At 46.8% G+C, this 20,282-nt stretch carries 18 protein-coding genes; 3 read left to right on the forward strand and 15 right to left on the reverse strand.

Annotated elements, in window-relative coordinates; all coding sequences use genetic code 11:
* Positions 1–31 precede the first annotated feature (31 nt).
* Both bmr and bmrR read left to right on the forward strand, forming a co-directional pair.
* Positions 32–1,201, forward strand: a complete 1,170-nt coding sequence (gene bmr, locus NX903_RS11295; RefSeq protein WP_086344052.1) for a multidrug efflux MFS transporter Bmr — start codon at positions 32–34, stop codon at positions 1,199–1,201.
* A gap of 72 nt (positions 1,202–1,273) precedes the next feature.
* A complete protein-coding gene (gene bmrR / locus NX903_RS11300; protein ID WP_003230325.1) occupies positions 1,274–2,110 on the forward strand; it encodes a multidrug efflux transcriptional regulator BmrR in 837 nt (278 codons plus the stop codon).
* Between the two features lie 54 nt (positions 2,111–2,164).
* On the opposite strand, the gene bfmBB is transcribed toward bmrR, so the two are convergent.
* The 8 genes from bfmBB to NX903_RS11340 all read right to left on the reverse strand — a co-directional run bounded on the left by bfmBB (position 2,165) and on the right by NX903_RS11340 (position 12,236).
* Positions 2,165–3,439, reverse strand: coding sequence for a branched-chain alpha-keto dehydrogenase complex dihydrolipoyllysine-residue (2-methylpropanoyl)transferase (gene bfmBB / locus NX903_RS11305; RefSeq protein ID WP_086344053.1), 1,275 nt, complete (start codon positions 3,437–3,439; stop codon positions 2,165–2,167).
* Between the two features lie 22 nt (positions 3,440–3,461).
* Positions 3,462–4,445 carry a 3-methyl-2-oxobutanoate dehydrogenase subunit beta gene (gene bfmBAB, locus NX903_RS11310; protein WP_004398638.1) on the reverse strand — a complete coding sequence of 328 codons (984 nt, stop codon included), beginning with the start codon at positions 4,443–4,445 and terminating at the stop codon, positions 3,462–3,464.
* A gap of 13 nt (positions 4,446–4,458) precedes the next feature.
* Positions 4,459–5,451 carry a 3-methyl-2-oxobutanoate dehydrogenase subunit alpha gene (gene bfmBAA / locus NX903_RS11315; protein ID WP_004398565.1) on the reverse strand — a complete coding sequence of 331 codons (993 nt, stop codon included), beginning with the start codon at positions 5,449–5,451 and terminating at the stop codon, positions 4,459–4,461.
* Positions 5,452–5,472: 21 nt separating this feature from the next.
* Entirely contained in the window at positions 5,473–6,897 is a 1,425-nt protein-coding gene (lpdA, locus tag NX903_RS11320) for a dihydrolipoyl dehydrogenase (RefSeq protein WP_086344054.1), read from the reverse strand.
* Positions 6,898–6,917: 20 nt separating this feature from the next.
* Complete coding sequence (gene buk, locus NX903_RS11325) at positions 6,918–8,009, reverse strand: butyrate kinase (RefSeq protein WP_003230311.1); 1,092 nt, start codon at positions 8,007–8,009, stop codon at positions 6,918–6,920.
* Positions 8,010–8,027: 18 nt separating this feature from the next.
* On the reverse strand, positions 8,028–9,122 hold the full coding sequence (gene bcd / locus NX903_RS11330) for a branched-chain amino acid dehydrogenase (protein WP_003230309.1): 1,095 nt from the start codon (positions 9,120–9,122) through the stop codon (positions 8,028–8,030).
* A gap of 11 nt (positions 9,123–9,133) precedes the next feature.
* Positions 9,134–10,033 carry a phosphate butyryltransferase gene (gene yqiS / locus NX903_RS11335; RefSeq protein ID WP_042976465.1) on the reverse strand — a complete coding sequence of 300 codons (900 nt, stop codon included), beginning with the start codon at positions 10,031–10,033 and terminating at the stop codon, positions 9,134–9,136.
* A gap of 124 nt (positions 10,034–10,157) precedes the next feature.
* Positions 10,158–12,236 (reverse strand): sigma-54 interaction domain-containing protein, encoded by a 2,079-nt coding sequence (locus NX903_RS11340; RefSeq protein ID WP_029946442.1) that lies wholly within the window; start codon positions 12,234–12,236, stop codon positions 10,158–10,160.
* Between the two features lie 152 nt (positions 12,237–12,388).
* Between NX903_RS11340 and NX903_RS11345 the strand changes: the two genes are divergently transcribed.
* A complete protein-coding gene (locus NX903_RS11345) occupies positions 12,389–12,625 on the forward strand; it encodes a DUF2627 domain-containing protein (protein ID WP_003230304.1) in 237 nt (78 codons plus the stop codon).
* A gap of 41 nt (positions 12,626–12,666) precedes the next feature.
* Here NX903_RS11345 and prpB read toward each other — a convergent pair whose 3' ends face one another.
* The 7 genes from prpB to NX903_RS11380 all read right to left on the reverse strand — a co-directional run bounded on the left by prpB (position 12,667) and on the right by NX903_RS11380 (position 20,268).
* Complete coding sequence (gene prpB / locus NX903_RS11350; protein WP_086344055.1) at positions 12,667–13,572, reverse strand: methylisocitrate lyase; 906 nt, start codon at positions 13,570–13,572, stop codon at positions 12,667–12,669.
* A gap of 16 nt (positions 13,573–13,588) precedes the next feature.
* Positions 13,589–15,007: a bifunctional 2-methylcitrate dehydratase/aconitate hydratase gene (locus NX903_RS11355; protein WP_086344056.1), complete on the reverse strand. Its 1,419-nt coding sequence runs from the start codon at positions 15,005–15,007 to the stop codon at positions 13,589–13,591.
* 14 nt (positions 15,008–15,021) lie between these two features.
* Positions 15,022–16,140 (reverse strand): citrate synthase, encoded by a 1,119-nt coding sequence (mmgD, locus tag NX903_RS11360; RefSeq protein WP_086344057.1) that lies wholly within the window; start codon positions 16,138–16,140, stop codon positions 15,022–15,024.
* A 33-nt stretch (positions 16,141–16,173) separates the two neighbouring features.
* On the reverse strand, positions 16,174–17,313 hold the full coding sequence (locus NX903_RS11365; RefSeq protein WP_086344058.1) for an acyl-CoA dehydrogenase: 1,140 nt from the start codon (positions 17,311–17,313) through the stop codon (positions 16,174–16,176).
* 27 nt (positions 17,314–17,340) lie between these two features.
* Complete coding sequence (locus NX903_RS11370) at positions 17,341–18,204, reverse strand: 3-hydroxybutyryl-CoA dehydrogenase (protein WP_086344059.1); 864 nt, start codon at positions 18,202–18,204, stop codon at positions 17,341–17,343.
* Positions 18,205–18,228: 24 nt separating this feature from the next.
* Positions 18,229–19,410 (reverse strand): acetyl-CoA C-acetyltransferase, encoded by a 1,182-nt coding sequence (locus NX903_RS11375; RefSeq protein WP_086344060.1) that lies wholly within the window; start codon positions 19,408–19,410, stop codon positions 18,229–18,231.
* A gap of 126 nt (positions 19,411–19,536) precedes the next feature.
* The gene (locus tag NX903_RS11380; protein WP_086344061.1) at positions 19,537–20,268 is read right to left on the reverse strand and encodes a glycerophosphodiester phosphodiesterase; all 732 of its coding nucleotides are present in this window, start codon (positions 20,266–20,268) and stop codon (positions 19,537–19,539) included.
* Positions 20,269–20,282 lie beyond the last annotated feature (14 nt).

Below are 20,282 nucleotides of genomic sequence, written 5' to 3' on the forward strand. Positions count from 1 at the left end.
AGGGATACACACTTGAAAAAGGGGAAGTCATATGGAGAAGAAAAATATTACCTTAACTATATTATTAACCAATTTATTTATTGCTTTTTTGGGGATCGGGCTTGTGATTCCAGTAACGCCGACCATTATGAATGAATTGCATTTATCAGGGACTGCGGTCGGCTATATGGTTGCCTGCTTCGCTATTACACAGCTCATTGTCTCACCAATAGCCGGACGATGGGTTGATCGCTTCGGGCGCAAGATCATGATCGTGATCGGCCTATTGTTCTTTAGTGTGTCGGAGTTTTTATTCGGCATTGGAAAAACAGTGGAGATGTTATTTATCTCCCGTATGCTGGGCGGTATCAGCGCAGCCTTCATTATGCCTGGGGTCACGGCTTTTATCGCAGATATCACGACCATTAAAACACGGCCGAAAGCGCTCGGTTATATGTCAGCCGCTATTTCAACAGGATTTATTATCGGCCCCGGCATCGGGGGATTTTTAGCAGAGGTCCATTCCCGGCTGCCTTTTTTCTTTGCGGCAGCTTTTGCACTGTTAGCAGCCATTTTATCAATCCTCACGCTGCGCGAGCCGGAACGAAACCCTGAAAATCAGGAAATAAAAGGACAGAAGACAGGCTTTAAACGGATTTTTGCCCCCATGTATTTCATAGCTTTTCTCATTATCTTAATTTCGTCTTTTGGTTTAGCATCATTTGAATCTTTATTTGCATTATTCGTGGATCATAAATTCGGTTTTACGGCCAGCGACATTGCCATTATGATTACAGGAGGAGCGATTGTTGGCGCCATTACGCAAGTCGTCTTATTCGACCGCTTCACAAGATGGTTTGGCGAAATCCATTTAATTCGGTACAGCTTAATTCTCTCGACGAGTCTGGTATTCTTGCTGACAACGGTACATTCATATGTTGCGATTCTGCTGGTGACAGTCACCGTATTTGTCGGATTCGATCTCATGCGGCCTGCAGTAACGACTTACCTGTCAAAGATTGCGGGAAATGAACAAGGATTTGCCGGCGGTATGAATTCAATGTTTACAAGTATCGGCAATGTATTCGGGCCTATTATCGGCGGAATGCTGTTCGATTTAGATGTAAACTATCCTTTCTACTTTGCAACGGTCACCTTAGCCATAGGGATTGCACTGACCATTGCTTGGAAAGCGCCTGCACATCTTAAAGCCAGCACGTGATAAGAAGCGTATTCTTTGTGTACTGCAAAGAATGCGCTTCTTCTTTATACTGATGACAGAAGGAGTGATGGCATGAAGGAATCGTATTACTCAATTGGGGAAGTATCAAAACTGGCAAACGTGTCGATAAAAGCGCTCCGTTATTACGATAAAATTGATTTATTTAAACCCGCCTACGTCGACCCGGATACCAGCTACCGCTATTATACAGATTCTCAGCTCATTCATCTGGATTTGATCAAATCATTGAAATATATCGGCACACCTTTAGAGGAGATGAAAAAAGCACAGGACTTAGAGATGGAAGAACTGTTTGCTTTTTATACAGAGCAGGAGAGGCAAATCAGGGAGAAATTAGACTTTTTATCAGCACTGGAGCAAACCATTTCATTGGTGAAAAAGCGGATGAAACGGCAGATGGAATATCCCGCGCTCGGTGAGGTGTTTGTTTTAGATGAAGAAGAAATACGGATCATTCAGACAGAGGCAGAAGGTATCGGGCCTGAAAACGTGCTCAATGCCTCCTACAGCAAATTAAAAAAATTTATCGAGTCAGCAGATGGATTTACGAACAATAGCTACGGTGCTACTTTCTCTTTTCAGCCCTACACCAGCATTGATGAAATGACTTACCGTCATATTTTCACGCCTGTATTGACGAATAAACAGATTTCATCAATTACGCCGGATATGGAAATCACAACAATCCCTAAAGGGAGGTATGCGTGTATCGCGTATAATTTTTCGCCTGAACATTATTTTCTCAACTTACAGAAGCTTATCAAGTATATCGCAGACCGCCAATTAACAGTTGTCAGTGATGTATACGAGTTAATCATACCGATCCATTACTCCCCGAAAAAACAAGAAGAATATCGTGTCGAAATGAAAATACGAATCGCTGAATAATAGAAAAAGAGCATTTTTTGAAACAAAACTTCAAAAAATGCTCTTTTTGCTTATTTAGTAAACAGATGTCTTCTCGTCAATCGATTCTAAAATTTGTTTCACTCGTCCGAGGAATCGTCCGCACACGAGACCGTCAAGCACTCTGTGATCTAATGACAGGCACAGATTAACCATGTCTCTGACAGCAATCATGCCATTCTCCATGACAACCGGGCGTTTGACGATGGATTCTACTTGAAGAATCGCAGCCTGAGGGTAGTTGATAATGCCCATCGACTGAACAGAGCCGAACGAACCTGTATTGTTGACGGTAAACGTGCCTCCCTGCATGTCATCTGCAGTGAGTTTTCCGTCTCTTACTTTTTTAGCTAGGCCGGTAATGTCTTTCGCAATGCCTTTAATTGTTTTTTCATCAGCGTTTTTAATCACCGGAACAAATAAAGAATCCTCTGTGGCAACTGCAATTGAAATATTGATATCCTTCTTCTGAATAATTTTGTCCCCCGCCCACATGCTATTCATTTGCGGGAATTCTTTTAACGCCTGAGCGACCGCTTTTACAAAAAAGGCGAAGAACGTTAAATTAAAGCCTTCTGTCTTCTTAAAGGAATCTTTTATACTGTTGCGATATGCAACCATATTTGTGACGTCGACTTCCATCATCGTCCAAGCATGCGGAATTTCTGTTTTGCTTCGCTTCATATTGGAAGCAATTGCTTTTCTTACACCTGTGACAGGGATTTCTTTATCACCGGCTGCAGACGCAGGATATGACGTCTCTTCTTTTGGCTCAGGTTTTGATGCAGACTTCGGTGCAGGAGCTGCTGTTTTCGGCTCCTCAGCCTTCTGTTCTTGTACGCCGCCTGTTTCAATTAAGCGCTGAATATCTTTTCGTGTGATGCGCCCGCCAGCACCTGTTCCTGTTACTTGATCGAGGTCAATGCCGTGCTCTCCGGCCAAACGGAGTACAGCTGGCGAGTAGCGCTTTTTATTGGGCTGATCAGCTGCTTCGGCACTTTTTGCAGCAGGCGTCTCAGCGGCTTTTGAAGCAGCTGGCTGTTCTTGTTTTTGTTCAGCCGGATTCGCGCCTTCTGTTTCAATTTTGCAAATCACTTCTCCGACTTGCAAGGTTTGGCCTTCTTCTCCCACAAGCTCTGTTATCGTACCAGTAAAAGAAGACGGAACCTCTGCATTTACCTTATCTGTCATGACTTCCGCGATTGGATCGTATTTGTTCACTTTATCACCGGGGGCGACAAGCCATTTGCTGATCGTCCCCTCTGTTACGCTTTCTCCAAGCTGCGGCATCGTCATTTGTTCAATTGCCATGATTTTATCCTCCCTTACGTCTTTAAAACTCCGCTAATTCTCTCATCGCCGCTTCCACTTTATCAGGGTTGACCATAAAGTATTTTTCCATTGTCGGCGCATAAGGCATAGCCGGAATATCAGGACCTGCAAGCCGTTTGATTGGCGCGTCTAAGTCGAACAGACAATGCTCGGATATAATTGCGGCTACTTCGCTCATGATGCTGCCTTCTTTTGTATCTTCTGTGACCAAAAGAACCTTTCCAGTTTTGGACGCAGCTTCGATGATGGCTTCTTTATCAAGCGGGTAAACTGTTCTTAAATCCACCACATGCGCTGAAATGCCATCTTTTTCGAGACGTTCTGCAGCTTGTAAGGCGAAGTGGACACACAGACCGTATGTGATCACTGTGATGTCGTCGCCTTCCCTTTTTACGTCCGCCTTGCCGATTGGCAGGACATAATCATCAGCCGGAACCTCGCCCTTTATCAGACGGTACGCCCGCTTGTGCTCAAAAAACAGCACTGGGTCTTCGTCACGAACTGCCGCTTTTAATAGACCCTTGGCGTCATATGGTGTTGATGGCATGACAATTTTCAGTCCGGGCTGGTTGGCGAAAATTGCTTCGACTGATTGAGAATGATACAGGGCTCCGTGCACGCCTCCGCCGTATGGCGCTCTGACGACAATCGGACAGCTCCAGTCATTGTTGCTGCGGTAGCGGATTTTAGCCGCTTCAGAAATAATTTGGTTGACTGCCGGCATAATGAAATCAGCAAACTGCATTTCAGCAATCGGTCTCATTCCGTACATTGCCGCTCCGATACCGACTCCTGCGATCGCAGATTCAGCAAGCGGCGTATCCATAACGCGCTCTTCCCCAAATTGTTCATAGAGTCCCGCTGTCGCTTTAAACACACCGCCTTTTCTTCCTACATCTTCCCCAAGGACGAAAACGCGAGAATCTCGTTCCATTTCTTCTTTCATCGCCAAATTGATTGCATCAATATATGACATTACTGACATTTGTTCTTCCTCCCTACTTCGCATACACATAATCAAGCGCTGACTCAGGAGCTGCATATGGGGCGTTCTCCGCTTCATCCGTCGCTTCATTTACGATTGCCATAATTTCATCCAGCATGGTTTGTTCTATCTCATCGGACAGCAGGCCTGTTTCCTTTAAGTAAGCTTGATAAGTAAGCAGGGGATCACTTTTTTTCGCTTCCTCTACTTCTTCACGGCCTCTGTAGCTGCTGTCATCGTCATCACTGGAATGTGGTGTAAGGCGGTAAGAAATCGTTTCAATTAATGTCGGGCCTTCTCCTCTGCGTGCCCTTTCGCGTGCTTCTTTAACCGCTTGATAAACTTCCAGCGGATCATTTCCATTCACAGTTACGCCAGGCATCCCATAGCCTATGGCACGGTCGGAAATGTTCTCACATGCGACTTGCTTATCGTAAGGCACTGAGATTGCGTATTTGTTGTTTTCACACATGAAAATAACCGGCAGCTTATGGACAGCGGCAAAGTTCGCCCCTTCATGGAAATCGCCTTGGTTTGAAGACCCTTCCCCAAATGTAACAAAGGCTGCGATATCCTTTTTCTCCATACGTCCCGCAAGCGCAATACCGACTGCGTGCGGCACTTGCGTTGTAACCGGAGATGATCCCGTCACAATGCGGTTTTTCTTTTGTCCGAAATGTCCCGGCATCTGGCGGCCTCCTGAGTTCGGATCTGCTGCTTTTGCAAACCCGGACATCATTAAGTCCTTTGCTGTCATGCCAAACGCGAGCACGACACCCATGTCTCTGTAGTACGGCAATACATAATCCATTTCACGGTCAAGTGCGAAAGCCGCTCCTACCTGTGCTGCTTCCTGTCCTTGACAAGAGATTACAAATGGAATTTTGCCAGAACGGTTTAACAGCCACATTCTTTCATCGATTTTTCTTGCTAACAGCATGGTTCTATACATATCAACGGCTTCCTGATCAGTCAGCCCTAGTGCTTGATGTCGGTTTGTACTCATTCAAGCCCCTCCTTTATGCTTTTAAAAATGAATGGCTTTGCCATCTGCGGCAAGCGCTGCTTCTCCAATTGCTTCAGAAAGCGTTGGATGCGGGTGAATCGTTTGCCCGACCTCCCACGGTGTTGCGTCCAGCACTTTGGCAAGACCCGCTTCAGAAATCATGTCGGTGACATGCGGGCCGATCATATGAACGCCGAGAATATCATCTGTATCTCGGTCAGCCACGATTTTGACAAAACCGTCGCTTTCACCGTATACAAGCGCTTTTCCAATCGCCATAAATGGGAACTTGCCGATTTTGACATTATGCCCGTTCGCCTTTGCTTCGTCTTCGGTTAAGCCGACACTGGCAGCTTCAGGGCTTGAGTAAATGCACTTCGGCACAAGCGTCGGATCAAGCAGATGCGGATTGAGACCTGCAAAATGCTCAACAGCAATAATTCCCTCATGTGAAGCAACATGAGCTAACTGCAGGCCACCGATTACGTCTCCGATTGCATAAATATGAGATTCCTTCGTTTGGCAGCTTTCATTGACTGAAATCATGCCATTTTCAGTAACAATATCGGTGTTCTCTAGGCCGATGCCTTCGATATTTGCCTGTCTGCCGATGGAAACAAGCATTTTCTCAGCAGAGTAGGTAACGGTTTCTCCGTCTTTTTCCGCTTGTATGCTGATATCGTCTGATGTTTTTGTCATTGTGTCAGGCAGCACTTTTGCCCCTGTTATGAACTGGATGCCTTTTTTCTTAAGAAGACTTTCCATTTCTTTTGAAATCTCTAGATCTTCAGTCGGCAATATGCGATCCGCGTATTCAATAACCGTTACCTTCACACCAAAATCATGAAGCATAGACGCCCATTCGATACCGATAACCCCTCCGCCGACAATGATGATTGATTGTGGCAGCTCCTCCATTTGGAGCGCCTCATCTGAAGTCAGTACAGACTTACCGTCCGCTTCAAGACCCGGAAGCATTCTCGGTCTTGATCCTGTTGCAATGATCACTTGTTTCGGTATCAGCATGTCATTTTCTTCACCATTTCCCCGCTCAACAGAAATTGTTCCCGGCAGCGGAGAGAAGATTGACGGTCCAAGGATACGTCCATATCCGGTGTACACGTCAATTTTTCCTTTTTTCATTAAATGATTTACACCCGCTGCAAGCTTATCAACAACGGCTTGCTTACGCTGCTGCACTTTTTCAAAGTTGAGGGACACGCCAGCCGTTTCCACTCCGAATTGATCGGCTTCACGAGCTGTCCGGTATACCTCTGCGCTTCTAAGCAGCGCTTTACTCGGGATACAGCCTTTATGCAGACATGTTCCCCCGAGTTTTTCCTTTTCCACAACGGCTGTTTTTAAGCCGAGCTGAGCGGCTCTGATGGCCGCAACATAACCGCCGGTACCGCCGCCCAGAATGACTACGTCATACTCAGTTGCCATGGTGACTCACTCCTGTCTGTCTATTCAATACGATATTGTTTGGATTGCTCTTCGCCCTGCAATACTCTGAGCGCCCCTTGGGCAAGAGACTGCAGTTCATTTTCACCCGGATAGACTAAAACGTCTGAAATCCAATCTATGTATGATCTGATAGCAGAAACAAAACTTTTTCCGTACGCAAGGCCTCCCGTCAGCACAATCGCTTCAACTTCGCCTTTTAACGCCGCGCTGGCTGCCCCGATTTCCTTTGCTACCTGATATGCCATGGCATCATAAATGAAGCGGGCTTTTTCATCGCCCCCTTGAATCATCTGTTCCACTTTTACTGCATCATTTGTACCGAGATAGCCTAAAAGTCCGCCGGTGCCAACAAGCTTTTTCATGATTTCTTCTTTTGTATATTCCCCTGAAAAACATAGATCAACAAGATCTCCCGCAGGCACTGTTCCTGCTCGTTCAGGACTGAATGGTCCCTCGCCGTGCAGGCCGTTATTGACATCCACCACTCGCCCGCGGTCATGGACGCCAATTGTAATACCTCCGCCCATATGGGTAATAATCATTTTCATGTTCTCATATCGTTTGCCAAGAGAGGCTGCCGCTTTACGAGCGACAGCTTTTTGGTTTAACGCATGGAAAATGCTTTTCCGTTCAATTTCAGGCATGCCTGAAACTTTCGCAAGCACTGACATTTCGTCTACGACAACAGGGTCGACGATATACGAAGGGATATTCAGGCCGTCAGCGATTTCCCGCGCGATAATGCCGCCGAGATTAGAAGCATGCTGACCGGCGTAGCCGCTTTTCAAATCCTCAATCATCTCATCATTCACTACGTAGGTCCCGCCTTCAATTGGCCGGAGAAGGCCGCCCCTTGCGCAGACTGCATCAAACTTTGAAATATTGATTCCCTGTTCATGAAGCGTTTCGAGAATATGGTTTTTACGAAATTCATACTGATCAATAATTCGGTCAAATCGCTGCAGCTCTTCTATGTTGTGTCTCAATGTTTTTTCAAAAATGCTTCTTTCGTTATGAAAAACACCGATTTTCGTTGAAGTTGAGCCTGGATTAATTGTGAGAATGCGTTTTTCGTCATGTAGCACTTTCATAACCTCCAGATCAATTTCTTAACGTCTGCTTAATACACTGTGGCCGTTTTGCAAAAACTGGCTTCTTGAGCGGCGCATGCGTTCAATACGTTCCTCTGCCAAGCGGTCAGCCGCTAAATATGCAGGAATGCCGTCACGCTGAGAAATCTCTAGTACACGCTCGATATTGCCGTAAATGCCTTCAACTTTTTTCAATGCACGTTCTGCATTATAGCCGTAAAGCTCATCTGCCACGTTGATAACACCGCCCGCGTTAATCACGTAATCCGGTGCATAAACGATGCCCATTTCGTGAATTTGATCACCATGGCGTGTCTCTTTTAATTGGTTGTTAGCCGCACCTGCGATCACTTTCGCCTTCAGCTGTTTAATGGTATCGTCGTTAATAGTCGCACCAAGGGCACACGGCGCATAAATATCGCAGTCTTGTGAATAAATATCATCAGGATCTACCGCACGGGCGCCAAAATCTTCAACTGCACGCTGTACAGATTGTTTGTTGATATCCGTAACGATTAAGTTTGCTCCTTCTTCATGCAGGTGGCGGCAAAGGTTATAGGCTACGTTCCCAACACCCTGTACAGCAATGGTTTTTCCTTCAAGAGAGTCGGTTCCGAAAGCAGCTTTAGCTGCTGCCTTCATTCCTCTGTACACCCCGTACGCTGTGACTGGGGACGGATTTCCAGAAGAGCCGAAAGCAGGAGAAATCCCTGTAACGTAGTCTGTTTCATCATGAATGATATCCATATCCTCGACCGTTGTGCCCACATCTTCAGCCGTGATGTATCTGCCGTTCAGCCCTTGAATATAGCGGCCAAACGCGCGGAACATTTCTTCATTTTTGTCTTTGCGCGGATCGCCGATAATGACTGTTTTTCCGCCGCCAAGGTTTAAGCCTGCCGCCGCGTTCTTATAGGTCATGCCTCTAGCCAATCTGAGCGCATCTTCAATTGCCGCTTCTTCATTTTCATATGTCCACATTCTCGTTCCGCCAAGCGCCGGACCAAGCGTTGTATCATGAATCGCGATAATCGCTTTTAATCCAGATTGTTCATCCTGGCAGAATACCAATTGTTCGTAATCGTATTTCTCCATATATTTAAAAAGTTCCATGTTCGTTCCTCCTAATGTGTGTATTCTTCAGATGCGCATATTGCCAGCGCAATGGAATACAGTTTATTTTCAGCAGAGTCCGCTCTGCTTGTTAAGGCAATCGGTGCTTTGGCTCCTGTAATGACAGCCGCCACGCTGGCCTTGGCAAAATAAATCAGAGATTTGTATAAAATATTGCCGGCCTCAATTGTTGGGACGAGAAGGATATCTGCGTTGCCCGCTACGTCTCCCGAAATTTTTTTCTGGGCCGCGGCAATTTGAGAAACTGCGTTATCCAAAGCAAGCGGTCCATCAACAATGCAGCCTTTGATCTGGCCCCTTTTGTACATTTGAGCTAGAGCAGCTGCATTCACGGTCGCTTCCATCTTAGGGTTCACCGTTTCGACCGCTGCAAGGGCAGCTGCTTTTGGCTTATTGTTCCCCACTGCATGGGCCACATGAACGGCATTTTGCAAAATCTGCCGGAGCTCTTCCAGCGAAGGAGCAATATTCATTGCCGAATCTGTCACAAACATCAGCCGGTCAAAATCCGGTATATCGAAGACAGCCACGTGGGAAAGGACACTTGCTGACCGAAGCCCCTCCTGTCTGTTCAATACCGCTTTAAGCAAAACAGAAGTCGGCACATTGCCTTTCATTAAAACGTCCGCTGTTTTATGATGCACAGCACGAACCGCTAATTTCGCCGATTCCTCAGGAGTATCGGCATGGACGATTTCCACTTGATGCCCTTGCATGGATGATGTCAGCTCGTTCAGTTTTGTGCTGTCGCCCGTTAACAAGAAACGGGCGGATAGGTGCTCGGCTGCCAACTTTACAGCCCGGATCACTTCCTCATCCTCAGCGTGAGCAACCGCAATGGTCTTATTTTTGTGTATCGACGCTTTGCCGATTAAATCTTTCAGCTTCATCTGTTACCACCTTTCTTGTTTCGACTCCGCCTTTTTTTATGCAAGTTCCATGCCAGCTCTTAAGGGTGCTGTCATACCAGGTATATTGAAACATTCGTGCAGATGTTTGCGTTTATTCTGCAAATTATTGCATGCCTTCATTTGCAAGGCCATATTTATCCATTTTGTAATATAAGTTCCGAATGCTGACACCGAGAGCTTTTGCTGTTTTTGTCCGGTTAAAATGATGCTTTTCAAGCGTTTGCTGGATCAAATGTGCTTCAAATTTTTCTACTGCGACAGACAGCTTTTCGCCTTCAATATCCGGAAAATCAAAACCTGTTCCCTGGTCTGTGTCATTTTCTTTTTGCTCAAGTTCGAATACAGGCAAGTGATCTTTTTCAATCCATTCCATATGCGGATTCAGAAAAATCATGGCTCGTCCAAGGACATTTTCAAGCTCCCGGACATTCCCAGGCCAATGGTAGGCAGATAAGGCGCGCAAGGCTTGCTGTGAGAGCCCTTTTACATTCCTGCCGTAATCCCGGTTGATCTTTTGGATAAGTCTGACGCTCAGTGCTTCAATGTCCTCCAACCGCTGACGCAAAGGCGGGATGGAGATCGGATAGCGGTTGATCCGGTAATACAGGTCTTCCCGGAACGTTCCGTCCGCCATCGCCTTTTCAATATTTACATTTGTCGCCGCGATCACTCTGACGTTGACAGGGATCGCTTTCGTGCCGCCCACTCTGACGATTTCCTTTTCTTGAAGGACGCGTAGCAATTTGGCCTGCATATTTTGTGTCAGCTCACCGATTTCATCTAAGAAAATACTGCCGTTATTTGCTTCCTCAAATAAACCCTTTTTACCGCCGCGCTTCGCTCCTGAAAACGCGCCATCCTCATAGCCGAACAATTCTGATTCGAGCAGGTTTTCAGAAAGGGCTGCACAATTCACGCGAATAAATTTATTGTATTTCCGGTCACTTTCGTTATGGATGGCATGGGCGAACAGTTCTTTTCCTGTTCCTGATTCCCCGCGCAGCAAGATGGTTGCCGGTGTTTTCGCACCGAGCTTCGCCTGCTCAAGCGCAACCAGCATTTGCTCGCTTTTGCCGATAATGTCGTCAAACGTGTATTTCGCTTCAAGCGTGCGAATAATTTGTCTGGCGCGATTAAGCTCCGCTGTCAGCATTTTAATTTCGGAAACATCGTGAATCACGCCGACGCTGCCTTTCAAAATCCCATCCACAATCACCGGTGCTACATTAACGATGACCTCTTTTTCATTCGGGCCGACCTTCATTCTGACACCGCGAACAGGACGTCTTGTTTCAAGCACCTTTAAATGCATGCTTTCGCCTTCGGAAATATCAGTGTTTGCAGGCTTGCCGATGACTTCTTTTTCAGAAAGCCCCGTCATTTTCGTATACGCTTTATTGATTAGCAGGCCGATGCCGTTTTCATCAACGACAGAAATCGCCTCATCGGAGGATTGAATAATTGCCTCCAGCATCGTACGGACCTGCTTTAAGTTGGTCACTTCCTCTGCCAGCTCGACCGCATCAGTGATATCTTTAAACACACAAAGAGCCCCGAGCAGACGTCCGCCTTCATCAATAATCGGCAGCCTTGTGGTCACAATTTGCAAATGATCGCCTAACAGCTGCTTCTGGTTGTATTCAGGCACTCTTGTTTTTAAGATCCGCGGCATCTTAGTGCTCGGAATCACTTCTTTTATTGGGCGCCCAATGACTTCCTCACGTTTTTTCCCAACCATTTTTTCGGCCATATGGTTAAAGAGAATGATTTCTTCATTGATATCAATAAAAATCATTCCATCATGGGTCGAATTAAAAATTCTGTCATATTTATAGGTTTGCTCTTTTAGCATTTGAATCAGGTGCTGCTTTTCTTCCATCAGCTGAAAAACGATGTATGCCATTTTTCCCGGCATGACAATGGTATCTTCATGCTTTCTTTGAAGGAGCTCGTCAAACACGGCTTGATCGCCGGTGGTATGAATGACGATATCCGGTTGTTGTTGTATGTAAGGTTTCCAATCAGATGAAACGGCAATCCCATACTGTTCTGCTTCTTTCAATCCCGGCGCCTCGGGGTCTTTGTCAACTACGGCAATGATATCTATGATGGCTGTTTTAATCAGAATATGTAATAACGCCGTTCCCCTTTTGCCGGCACCTACTATCAGTACCTTTTGCATCCCGATACCCCTTTGTATGAAAAAATTTGCACACCTATTTATTCCGTTGCAATAATTTGCACAACCCTATGTTACCACGTTTTCTTCTCTTGACAAAATATTTTTTCCGCTGGACAATAAAGGAAATGAAAAGATAAAGGGGTTTTCTGAAGATGAGCCGACTTCTTGCGCTTTTAATATTAGTCATCCCCGGGGCTATTTCTGCTTTAGGCATTAAACTGATGAGAGATACACTTTTCGGCCATACAATCAAGCCATTTTCAGCTCTTTGGCTCCAAGGGTTGTCAGGATTCATCTTTTTTGCGATCGGCCTCTATGTGCTGGCCGGGTTCATTTTATACAGAGACAGAAAACGCAATCAAGTCAGCCCGCGATTCAGAAAACGATAGCTTCAAAAAAGCCGGAGAATGCTCCGGCTTTTTTTGTTGCATTATTCGTCAGGCAAAACGGTCTTGGCAATCGTTTTGTCTAACGCTTCATAGTCATAATAAGAAATCGTATCGTACAGTTCTTTTCGTGTCTGCATATCATGAATTCCTTCTTTTTGTGAGCCGTGCTCCTTCATCAAACCAAACATCCGCTCACAAGCTTTTGCCGCCGCTCGAAGCGAGGTGACAGGATATATCACCATGTGAAACCCCATATCTTCGAATTCATCGGCACGATAATACGGCGTTTTCCCAAATTCAGTCATATTCGCAAGGAGCGGAACGGAGATACGCTCAGCAAACTGGCGGAATTCATTCTCCGCCTGTAGCGCTTCCGGGAAAATTGCGTCCGCTCCCGCCTCAATGTAAGCCTCTGAACGTTTTATTGCGGCATCAAGCCCTTCCTGCGCCCTGGCATCAGTACGGGCAACAACAATAAGGGAGGGTGCCGTTTGTTTAATGGCTTTTATTTTTTGCGCCATTTCCTTGATCGGAACTAGCTGCTTGCCATTTAAATGTCCGCATTTTTTTGGGAGCTGCTGGTCTTCTATTTGAACGGCTGCTACCCTGGCTTCAAGCATTTCCCGGGCTGTTCGGGCGGCATTTAAGACACCGCCAAATCCCGTATCGATATCCACAAGCAGAGGCAGATCAGCTGCACGCACAAGATCTTTGGCCCGTTCAGCTATCTCTGCCGATGTGATGATCCCTAGATCAGGCAGCCCCCTGCTGGCTGTATAGGCAGCACCGGACAAATAAATAGCAGAAAAACCGGCTTCTTTCGCAAGCAAAGCGGCCATCCCGTCATGGGCGCCGGGAATTTGAAGAATGTCCGGTGCTGACATCAGCTTGCGGAAACGCCCGGCAAGCTCCTCTTGTGACGATTGCTGATTGACGATCCACGACATGAAACAAATCCCCCTTTTACATGCAGAACATGTCTACGAATTCATTTACGCGCATCGTTTGTAATGTCTCATAGCTGGTACAGCGCTCATAAATGTGTTTGTGCTGTTTATCAGGAAAATGGGTTTTGAGATTGTCAGAAAACTTTTCCAACAGTTTCGGCACTGCTTCCTCTCTTCGAAAACGATGGCCGAGGGGAAACTCACATTCCACCATTTCCGTGCTCGTTCCGTCTTTAAAATGAACCTGAACGGCATTTGAGATGGAACGTTTATCAGGTTTCAAATAATCCTCGGTATATGTTTTATTTTCAGTCACTTCCATTTTATCACGAAGTTTATCTATTCTCGGATCACTCGCTGTTTCAGCTTCATAATGCTGTGCGGTGATATCACCAAAAAGCAAACCGATTGCTGTAATGTATTGGAGACAGTGATCACGGTCTGCCGGATTATGGAGCGGGCCTTTTTTATCAATGATTCGGATAGCGGATTCATGCGTTCTGATGACAACTCGGTCAATCTCATCAATCCGGTTCTTTACCTGCGGGTGAAGAATGACGGCGCACTCCGCCGCTGTCTGGGCGTGAAATTCCGCAGGATAAGACACTTTAAATAACACATTTTCCATGACATAAGCGTCGAGCGGACGGGCAAGCTCGATCTCTTTCTTATTGAATAAAACGTCTTGGAACCCCCAACCCGGTGCACTCAGGGCTGTCGGATAACCCATTTCCCCTTTTAACGACATCAGCGCCAAATGAACACCTCTGCTCGTTGCATCTCCTGCCGCCCATGATTTACGCGAGCCTGTATTCGGTGAATGGCGGTATGTCCTCAATGCTGCATTGTCAATCCATGCATTCGAAAGCGCATTTTTGATTTCTTCTCTTCCGCCGCCCAAAAGCTTTGCCGCAACAGCAGTTGTCGCAACTTTGACAAACAGCACATGGTCAAGGCCAACTCGATTTAAGCTGTTTTCTAACGCCAGCACACCTTGAATCTCGTGTGCTTTGATCATCATCTCAAGTACGTCACGTACTGTTAACGGCTCTTTTCCTTCAGACAGCCTCACTCTTGATACATAATCAGCAGCGGCAAGGATCCCTCCCAAGTTATCGGACGGATGCCCCCACTCCGCCGCCAGCCACGTATCGTTGTAATCGAGCCAGCGAATCATGCAGCCGATATTAAACGCTGCCCTCACAGGATCGAGAACATATGACGTTCCCGGCACTTTGCTTCCATTCGGCACAGTCGTTCCTGGAACAATCGGGCCAAGCAGCTTTGTGCATTCCGGATACCGTAGCGCCAAGATCCCGCAGCCCAGGGTATCCAGCAATACATGCCCCGCTGTTGTATACGCTTCGGCACTTGTAATCTCTTTTTCAAGCACATAGTCTGTGATTTCTTCGATAACACGATCCGTTTTCGGCATTCTACCAGTTCCTTTCATGGTTTTGTTTGATATCGCGGGCCCATGTAACTGACACGGGGACGGAAGAGCCGATTATTGGCATGCTGTTCGATCACATGGGCGCATAAACCGGACGTTCTCGCGCTGAAAAAGACCGGCGTATATAAAGGAATCGGTATGCCGAGCATCCAATACACCGGGGCAGCATAGTAATCCAAATTCGGGTAAAGCCCTTTTTCCTTCTCCATCAGCCGCTCACCCGCTTCACACAACTCATATAAACGATAGTCACCGGCTTTATCGCATAATTGCTGCAGCGCCTCTTTCATCATGAGTGCTCTCGGGTCCATTTTTTTCATATACACCCGGTGGCCGAAGCCCATGATTTTTTCTTTTCTTTTCAGTTTTGTTTGCAGAAGCTGCTCAAAATCAGATGTCGTTTTTGCCTCCAAAAGCAAATACATCACAGCTTCGTTTGCTCCTCCGTGAAGATTCCCTTTCAGGGAAGCGACAGCCCCAGTCAAAGCCCCATAAAGATCTGAATGTGTAGATGCAATGACCCTGGCCGCAAATGTTGAATTCGGCATCTCATGCTCACTGTACAGGACGAGCGACCGGTCAAAAATCTGTTCTTCCAATGAAGACGGCAATTTCCCTGTCATCATGTATAGAAAATTCGCACTGTAGGATAGGGTATGAAGCGGAAGAATCGGCTCTTTTTTATTAATGATCCTGTAGCTGGCAGCAGTGAGGGCAGGCATTTTCCCAAGAAGCTGATAGGCGCGTTCTTTGTTTGCGGAAGGAGACCGATCATCAATTTGCCGATCATAGCCAGCAAGTGCCGACAGGCCGGTACGCAGACTATCCATTGGATGAGTGCCCTCAGGGAGCAGCTCAAGCAGACGGAGATGATCAGCAGGCAGGCTTGAGGCACTGTTTATTTTACGTTCCAGCGTCTCCATTTCACTTTCTTCTGGCAGCCTGCCCTCCAGCAATAAATGGACAAGCTCCAGATAGCTTTTTGTTTCAGAAAGTTCTATTAAATCATAGCCTCGTATCAAAATCTGGCTGGACTGGGTGTCAAGATAAGAAATATGAGTTTCTGCCGCAATCACACCGTCCAACCCTGGAGAATATTGCTGTTTCTCCTCCATATCCTCAACCTCCGTTTTTGCGTTTTTTGTCTATCAGGTTCCGCCAAGCAAATACTTGGAAATAATCAGTCTTTGAATCTCATTCGTCCCTTCATAGATTTGCGTCACCTTTGCATCGCGAAGCAAGCGCTCAACTGGATAATCCTTCATATAGCCATATCCTCCATAAATTTGAACGGCGTCTAACGCTGCCTTCACGGCTGCATCGGAAGCAAATTGTTTAGCCATAGACGCTTCTTTTCCACAATTTAGGCCGCGGTTATGAAGGTCTGCGGCGTGGTAGACAAGATGCCTTGCCGCCTCTGCCCTAGTCGCCATGTCAGCCAGCTTAAATGATATGCCTTGATTGGCTGCAATCGGCCTTCCAAATTGCACTCGCTGCTTCGCATAATTAACGGCATGCTCAAGAGCCGCCTCTGCAATTCCGAGGGCCTGTGCCGCAATGCCGATCCGGCCGACATTTAAATTCGCCATCGCAATGTGAAAGCCATCACCCTCTTTGCCAAGCAAATTGGCTTCAGGCACTTCTGCATTATCAAAAATCAGTTCCGTAGTATTGGAGCCATAAAGCCCCAGCTTTCTTTCTTTTTTTCCAACGGTAAAACCGGGTGTGTTTTTTTCAACAATAAAAGCCGAAATCCCGTACCTGCCTTGATCTGGAGCTGTTAAAGCAAATGTGATATAGATATCAGCTGCTCCGCCATTCGTTATGAATATTTTCGATCCGTTTAATAGATATTTGCCGTTCTTTTTGATTGCTGTTGTGCGGAGGCTCCCAGCATCCGACCCCGAGTGAGGCTCCGTTAGTGCAAATGCGCCCAAATGGTCTCCTGACGCGAGCTTTGGTATATATTTCATCTTCTGTTCTTCGTTGCCGAAATACAGAATCGGATTTGTGCCGACTGAGGTATGAACGGAGAGAATCACGCCGACAGCCGCGCTGATTCTAGAAATCTCATGAATTGCCAAAATATAAGAAACAACGTCCGCTCCGGCACCGCCGTATTGTTCCGGCACCGGTATTCCCATCAGGCCGTGTTCACCCATTTTTTTGATCAGCTGAAAGGGAAATTCGTCCGTTTTCTCCATGATTTCCGCAGCGGGAGCAATTTCTTTTCGTGCAAAATCACGCACCATTTTTCGCATCATGACTTGCTCTTGGGTTACATGCAACTCGGCCACCCCCGGATGGAATAGACTTCAGGAAGTCCTCTCCTCATAGTCATAAAAACCGCGTCCGCTCTTTTTGCCAAGCCAGCCTGCTTTGACATACTTGCGGAGCAGCGGGCAAGGACGGTATTTGGAATCGCCAAGGCCTGAGTGAAGGACTTCCATAATTGATAAACACGTATCCAGTCCGATAAAATCCGCTAATGCAAGCGGACCCATCGGATGATTCATGCCCAGCTTCATCACTTCATCTATTGCCTCCGGCTTCGCCACTCCCTCATACACGCAATAGATGGCTTCATTAATCATTGGAAGAAGCACACGGTTGGAAACAAACCCAGGAAAATCATTGACTTCTACCGCTGTTTTCCCCATCTTTTCCGCTAATGCCATAACATCTAAGGCCGTTTCTTCTGATGTAGCTAAGCCGCGAATCACTTCAACCAGCTTCATTACAGGAACGGGATTCATAAAATGCATGCCAATAACCCGTTGAGGCCGGTTTGTTACAGCAGCGATTTCTGTAATAGGCAAGGAAGATGTATTGCTGGCCAAAATCGTATGAGGCGGGCAAATGCGATCAAGTGTTTTAAACATCTCAGTTTTTGCCGCCATGTTTTCTGCGATAGCCTCAATCACAATGTCCGCATGCTCTGCCTCCTCAAGCGTTTGAGAAATCGAAATGCGGCTGATTACGCTCTTCGCTTCCGTCTCGGTCCTTTTTCCTTTCTCAGCATCACGGGCCAGCTGTTTCTTCAGCCGTTTCAATCCTGCCTCAGCGGCCTCTGGATTCACATCATACATCCGCACATAAAAGCCCGCGCCGGCAGCTGTTTGAGCAATTCCGCTTCCCATCTGACCTGCGCCAGCTACCATGATTTGTTTGATTTCCATTCAAATCCCCTTTTTCATCATGTTTTAATGAACCTGCACTAAGACGGCGTCTCCCTGTGCTGCCCCGCTGCAAATAGCGGCAACGCCCAGACCCCCTCCCCGGCGCTTTAATTCATAAACAAGCGTCATGAGAATTCTCGCCCCGCTCGCGCCGATCGGGTGGCCGAGCGCGATCGCACCGCCATTCACATTTACTTTTTCAAGATCGAAACCTACGATTTTTTCACATGTCAAAACAACTGAAGCAAAAGCTTCATTTACTTCAAACAAGTCAATATCTTGGACAGTTAAACCGTTCTTTTTCAGGAGCTTGTTAATGGCAAACCCCGGCGCTGCCGCCAGCTCATGCGCTGGCATTCCCGTAGTTGAAAAACCAAGAATTGTAGCCAGAGGCCGTTTGCCAAGCTCAGCAGCTTTTTCCTCAGACATCAGCACGAACGCGCCGGCTCCGTCATTGACCCCGGGAGCATTGCCGGCTGTGATAGAACCGTCACTTGCATAAATCGGAGCAAGTTTCGCGAGCTGATCCAGACTTGTGTCACGGCGAATCGCTTCATCTTTATCAACAACGTTTGGTTTCCCTTTTCGGCCGATCCAGTTGACGGGAACAATTTCATCCTGAAACTTCCCTTCATCGGCTGCCTTAGCTGCCCTTGCATGACTTCTCAACGCCCATTCGTCCTGCTCTCTTCGTGAGATTGTAAATTCCTTGGCCGCTGTATTTCCGTGAACAGCCATGTGCACCTCGTCAAATGCGCACGTTAATCCGTCATACACCATTAAGTCCCTAAGCTCGCCGTCCCCCATCCGTGCTCCCCAGCGCCCGGCGGGAACGGCATACGGAATATTGCTCATGCTTTCCATCCCCCCCGCAACAAGTATGTCCGCATCCTGCGCCCGAATCATTTGATCACATAAAGTGACAGCGCGAAGGCCGGAAGCACAGACTTTATTCAGTGTTTCTGACGGCACACTCCAAGGCATTCCCGCCAGACGGGCAGCTTGACGGGAAGGTATCTGCCCTGAGCCGGCCTGGACAACCATGCCCATGACGTTTCCTTCTACATCATCTCCAGAGACTCCAGCCCGTTGCAGCGCCTCCTTCATCACAATGCCCCCAAGCTCAGCAGCTTTCACCTCTTTCAATACTCCGCCAAATTTGCCAAATGGCGTTCTTGCAGCACTTACAATGACTGTTTTCCTCATGGTTTCACCTCATTCAGAAGATAGACAGCGCTTACAATTTCTAGTTGTCTTCTATGAATGTATGCTTTGAAACGGGCATGAATGAATGAAAAAAGAAGGCTGCGTCAAACAGCCTCCTTCTAACAACTATTCATTTTTCAGCAATGCCGAAGCCTTTTCTGGAAAGTCGGTAAACATGCCGTCTGCTCCCGCTTCAATGAGACGCTTCATATCTTCCGGACGATTAACTGTATACGGCCTTACCTTAATCGAACTGTTCCTCATTTTCTTCAGCACTTCATCTGTGACCCCTGGGCTGTTTAGCTTCGGGTGATAGCCGGAAGCCGGAATAGACGCGATATATCGATCTGCCTGATAAAGCACATCTGAAGTTAATACTGCACGTTCGATATGCGGCGCAAGCCGGGCGCATAGCGCCAAGCTGTCATGATTAAAGGTGGATAGGATGACTCTGTCCTCTACATTGAATCGCTTCACTGCCTCCAGCACTTTTTCTTCCATTCCCTCATAGCGGATCACGCTGTTTTTTAATTCAATGTTGATGAGAAAATCCTTTTTTACCGTCCACGAGAGTACATCTTCTAGCAGCGGCACTTTTATATCGCTGTACGCTTGATCGTGACCAGCGGCCGCATTCGCAGTCTTTACCTCATCATAGGTTGTATCCTTCACGAATCCTTTAAGTGATGTCGTGCGATTAAGTCTTTCATCATGAATCACAACAATGCGTCCGTCTTTCGTCAGCTGTACATCAAGCTCTATCCCATCCGCTCCGGCTTCAATTCCTTTTTCAAATGCAAGCATTGTATTTTCGGGAAATTGACCTGATGCCCCCCGGTGGGCAAAAATCTTTGTCATCGTTTCACCTCAAA

The sequence above is a fragment of the Bacillus sp. FSL R5-0576 genome (assembly GCF_038004765.1).
Taxonomy (GTDB): Bacteria; Bacillota; Bacilli; order Bacillales; family Bacillaceae; genus Bacillus; species Bacillus subtilis.

What these genes read in the sequence shown, in the direction of transcription:
- prpB (WP_086344055.1), bottom strand. Translation starts at nt 13,572, where the DNA reads ATGTCGTGGATCGTCAATCAGCAATCGTCACAAGAGGAGCTTGCCGGG.
- yqiS (WP_042976465.1), bottom strand. Translation starts at nt 10,033, where the DNA reads ATGAAGCTGAAAGATTTAATCGGCAAAGCGTCGATACACAAAAATAAG.
- lpdA (WP_086344054.1), bottom strand. Translation starts at nt 6,897, where the DNA reads ATGGCAACTGAGTATGACGTAGTCATTCTGGGCGGCGGTACCGGCGGT.
- NX903_RS11375 (WP_086344060.1), bottom strand. Translation starts at nt 19,410, where the DNA reads ATGAGGAAAACAGTCATTGTAAGTGCTGCAAGAACGCCATTTGGCAAA.
- bfmBB (WP_086344053.1), bottom strand. Translation starts at nt 3,439, where the DNA reads ATGGCAATTGAACAAATGACGATGCCGCAGCTTGGAGAAAGCGTAACA.
- bfmBAB (WP_004398638.1), bottom strand. Translation starts at nt 4,445, where the DNA reads ATGTCAGTAATGTCATATATTGATGCAATCAATTTGGCGATGAAAGAA.
- bmrR (WP_003230325.1), top strand. Translation starts at nt 1,274, where the DNA reads ATGAAGGAATCGTATTACTCAATTGGGGAAGTATCAAAACTGGCAAAC.
- NX903_RS11345 (WP_003230304.1), top strand. Translation starts at nt 12,389, where the DNA reads ATGAGCCGACTTCTTGCGCTTTTAATATTAGTCATCCCCGGGGCTATT.
- NX903_RS11380 (WP_086344061.1), bottom strand. Translation starts at nt 20,268, where the DNA reads ATGACAAAGATTTTTGCCCACCGGGGGGCATCAGGTCAATTTCCCGAA.
- bfmBAA (WP_004398565.1), bottom strand. Translation starts at nt 5,451, where the DNA reads ATGAGTACAAACCGACATCAAGCACTAGGGCTGACTGATCAGGAAGCC.
- NX903_RS11355 (WP_086344056.1), bottom strand. Translation starts at nt 15,007, where the DNA reads ATGCCGAAAACGGATCGTGTTATCGAAGAAATCACAGACTATGTGCTT.
- NX903_RS11340 (WP_029946442.1), bottom strand. Translation starts at nt 12,236, where the DNA reads ATGCAAAAGGTACTGATAGTAGGTGCCGGCAAAAGGGGAACGGCGTTA.
- mmgD (WP_086344057.1), bottom strand. Translation starts at nt 16,140, where the DNA reads ATGGAGGAGAAACAGCAATATTCTCCAGGGTTGGACGGTGTGATTGCG.
- buk (WP_003230311.1), bottom strand. Translation starts at nt 8,009, where the DNA reads ATGAAAGTGCTACATGACGAAAAACGCATTCTCACAATTAATCCAGGC.
- bmr (WP_086344052.1), top strand. Translation starts at nt 32, where the DNA reads ATGGAGAAGAAAAATATTACCTTAACTATATTATTAACCAATTTATTT.
- bcd (WP_003230309.1), bottom strand. Translation starts at nt 9,122, where the DNA reads ATGGAACTTTTTAAATATATGGAGAAATACGATTACGAACAATTGGTA.
- NX903_RS11370 (WP_086344059.1), bottom strand. Translation starts at nt 18,204, where the DNA reads ATGGAAATCAAACAAATCATGGTAGCTGGCGCAGGTCAGATGGGAAGC.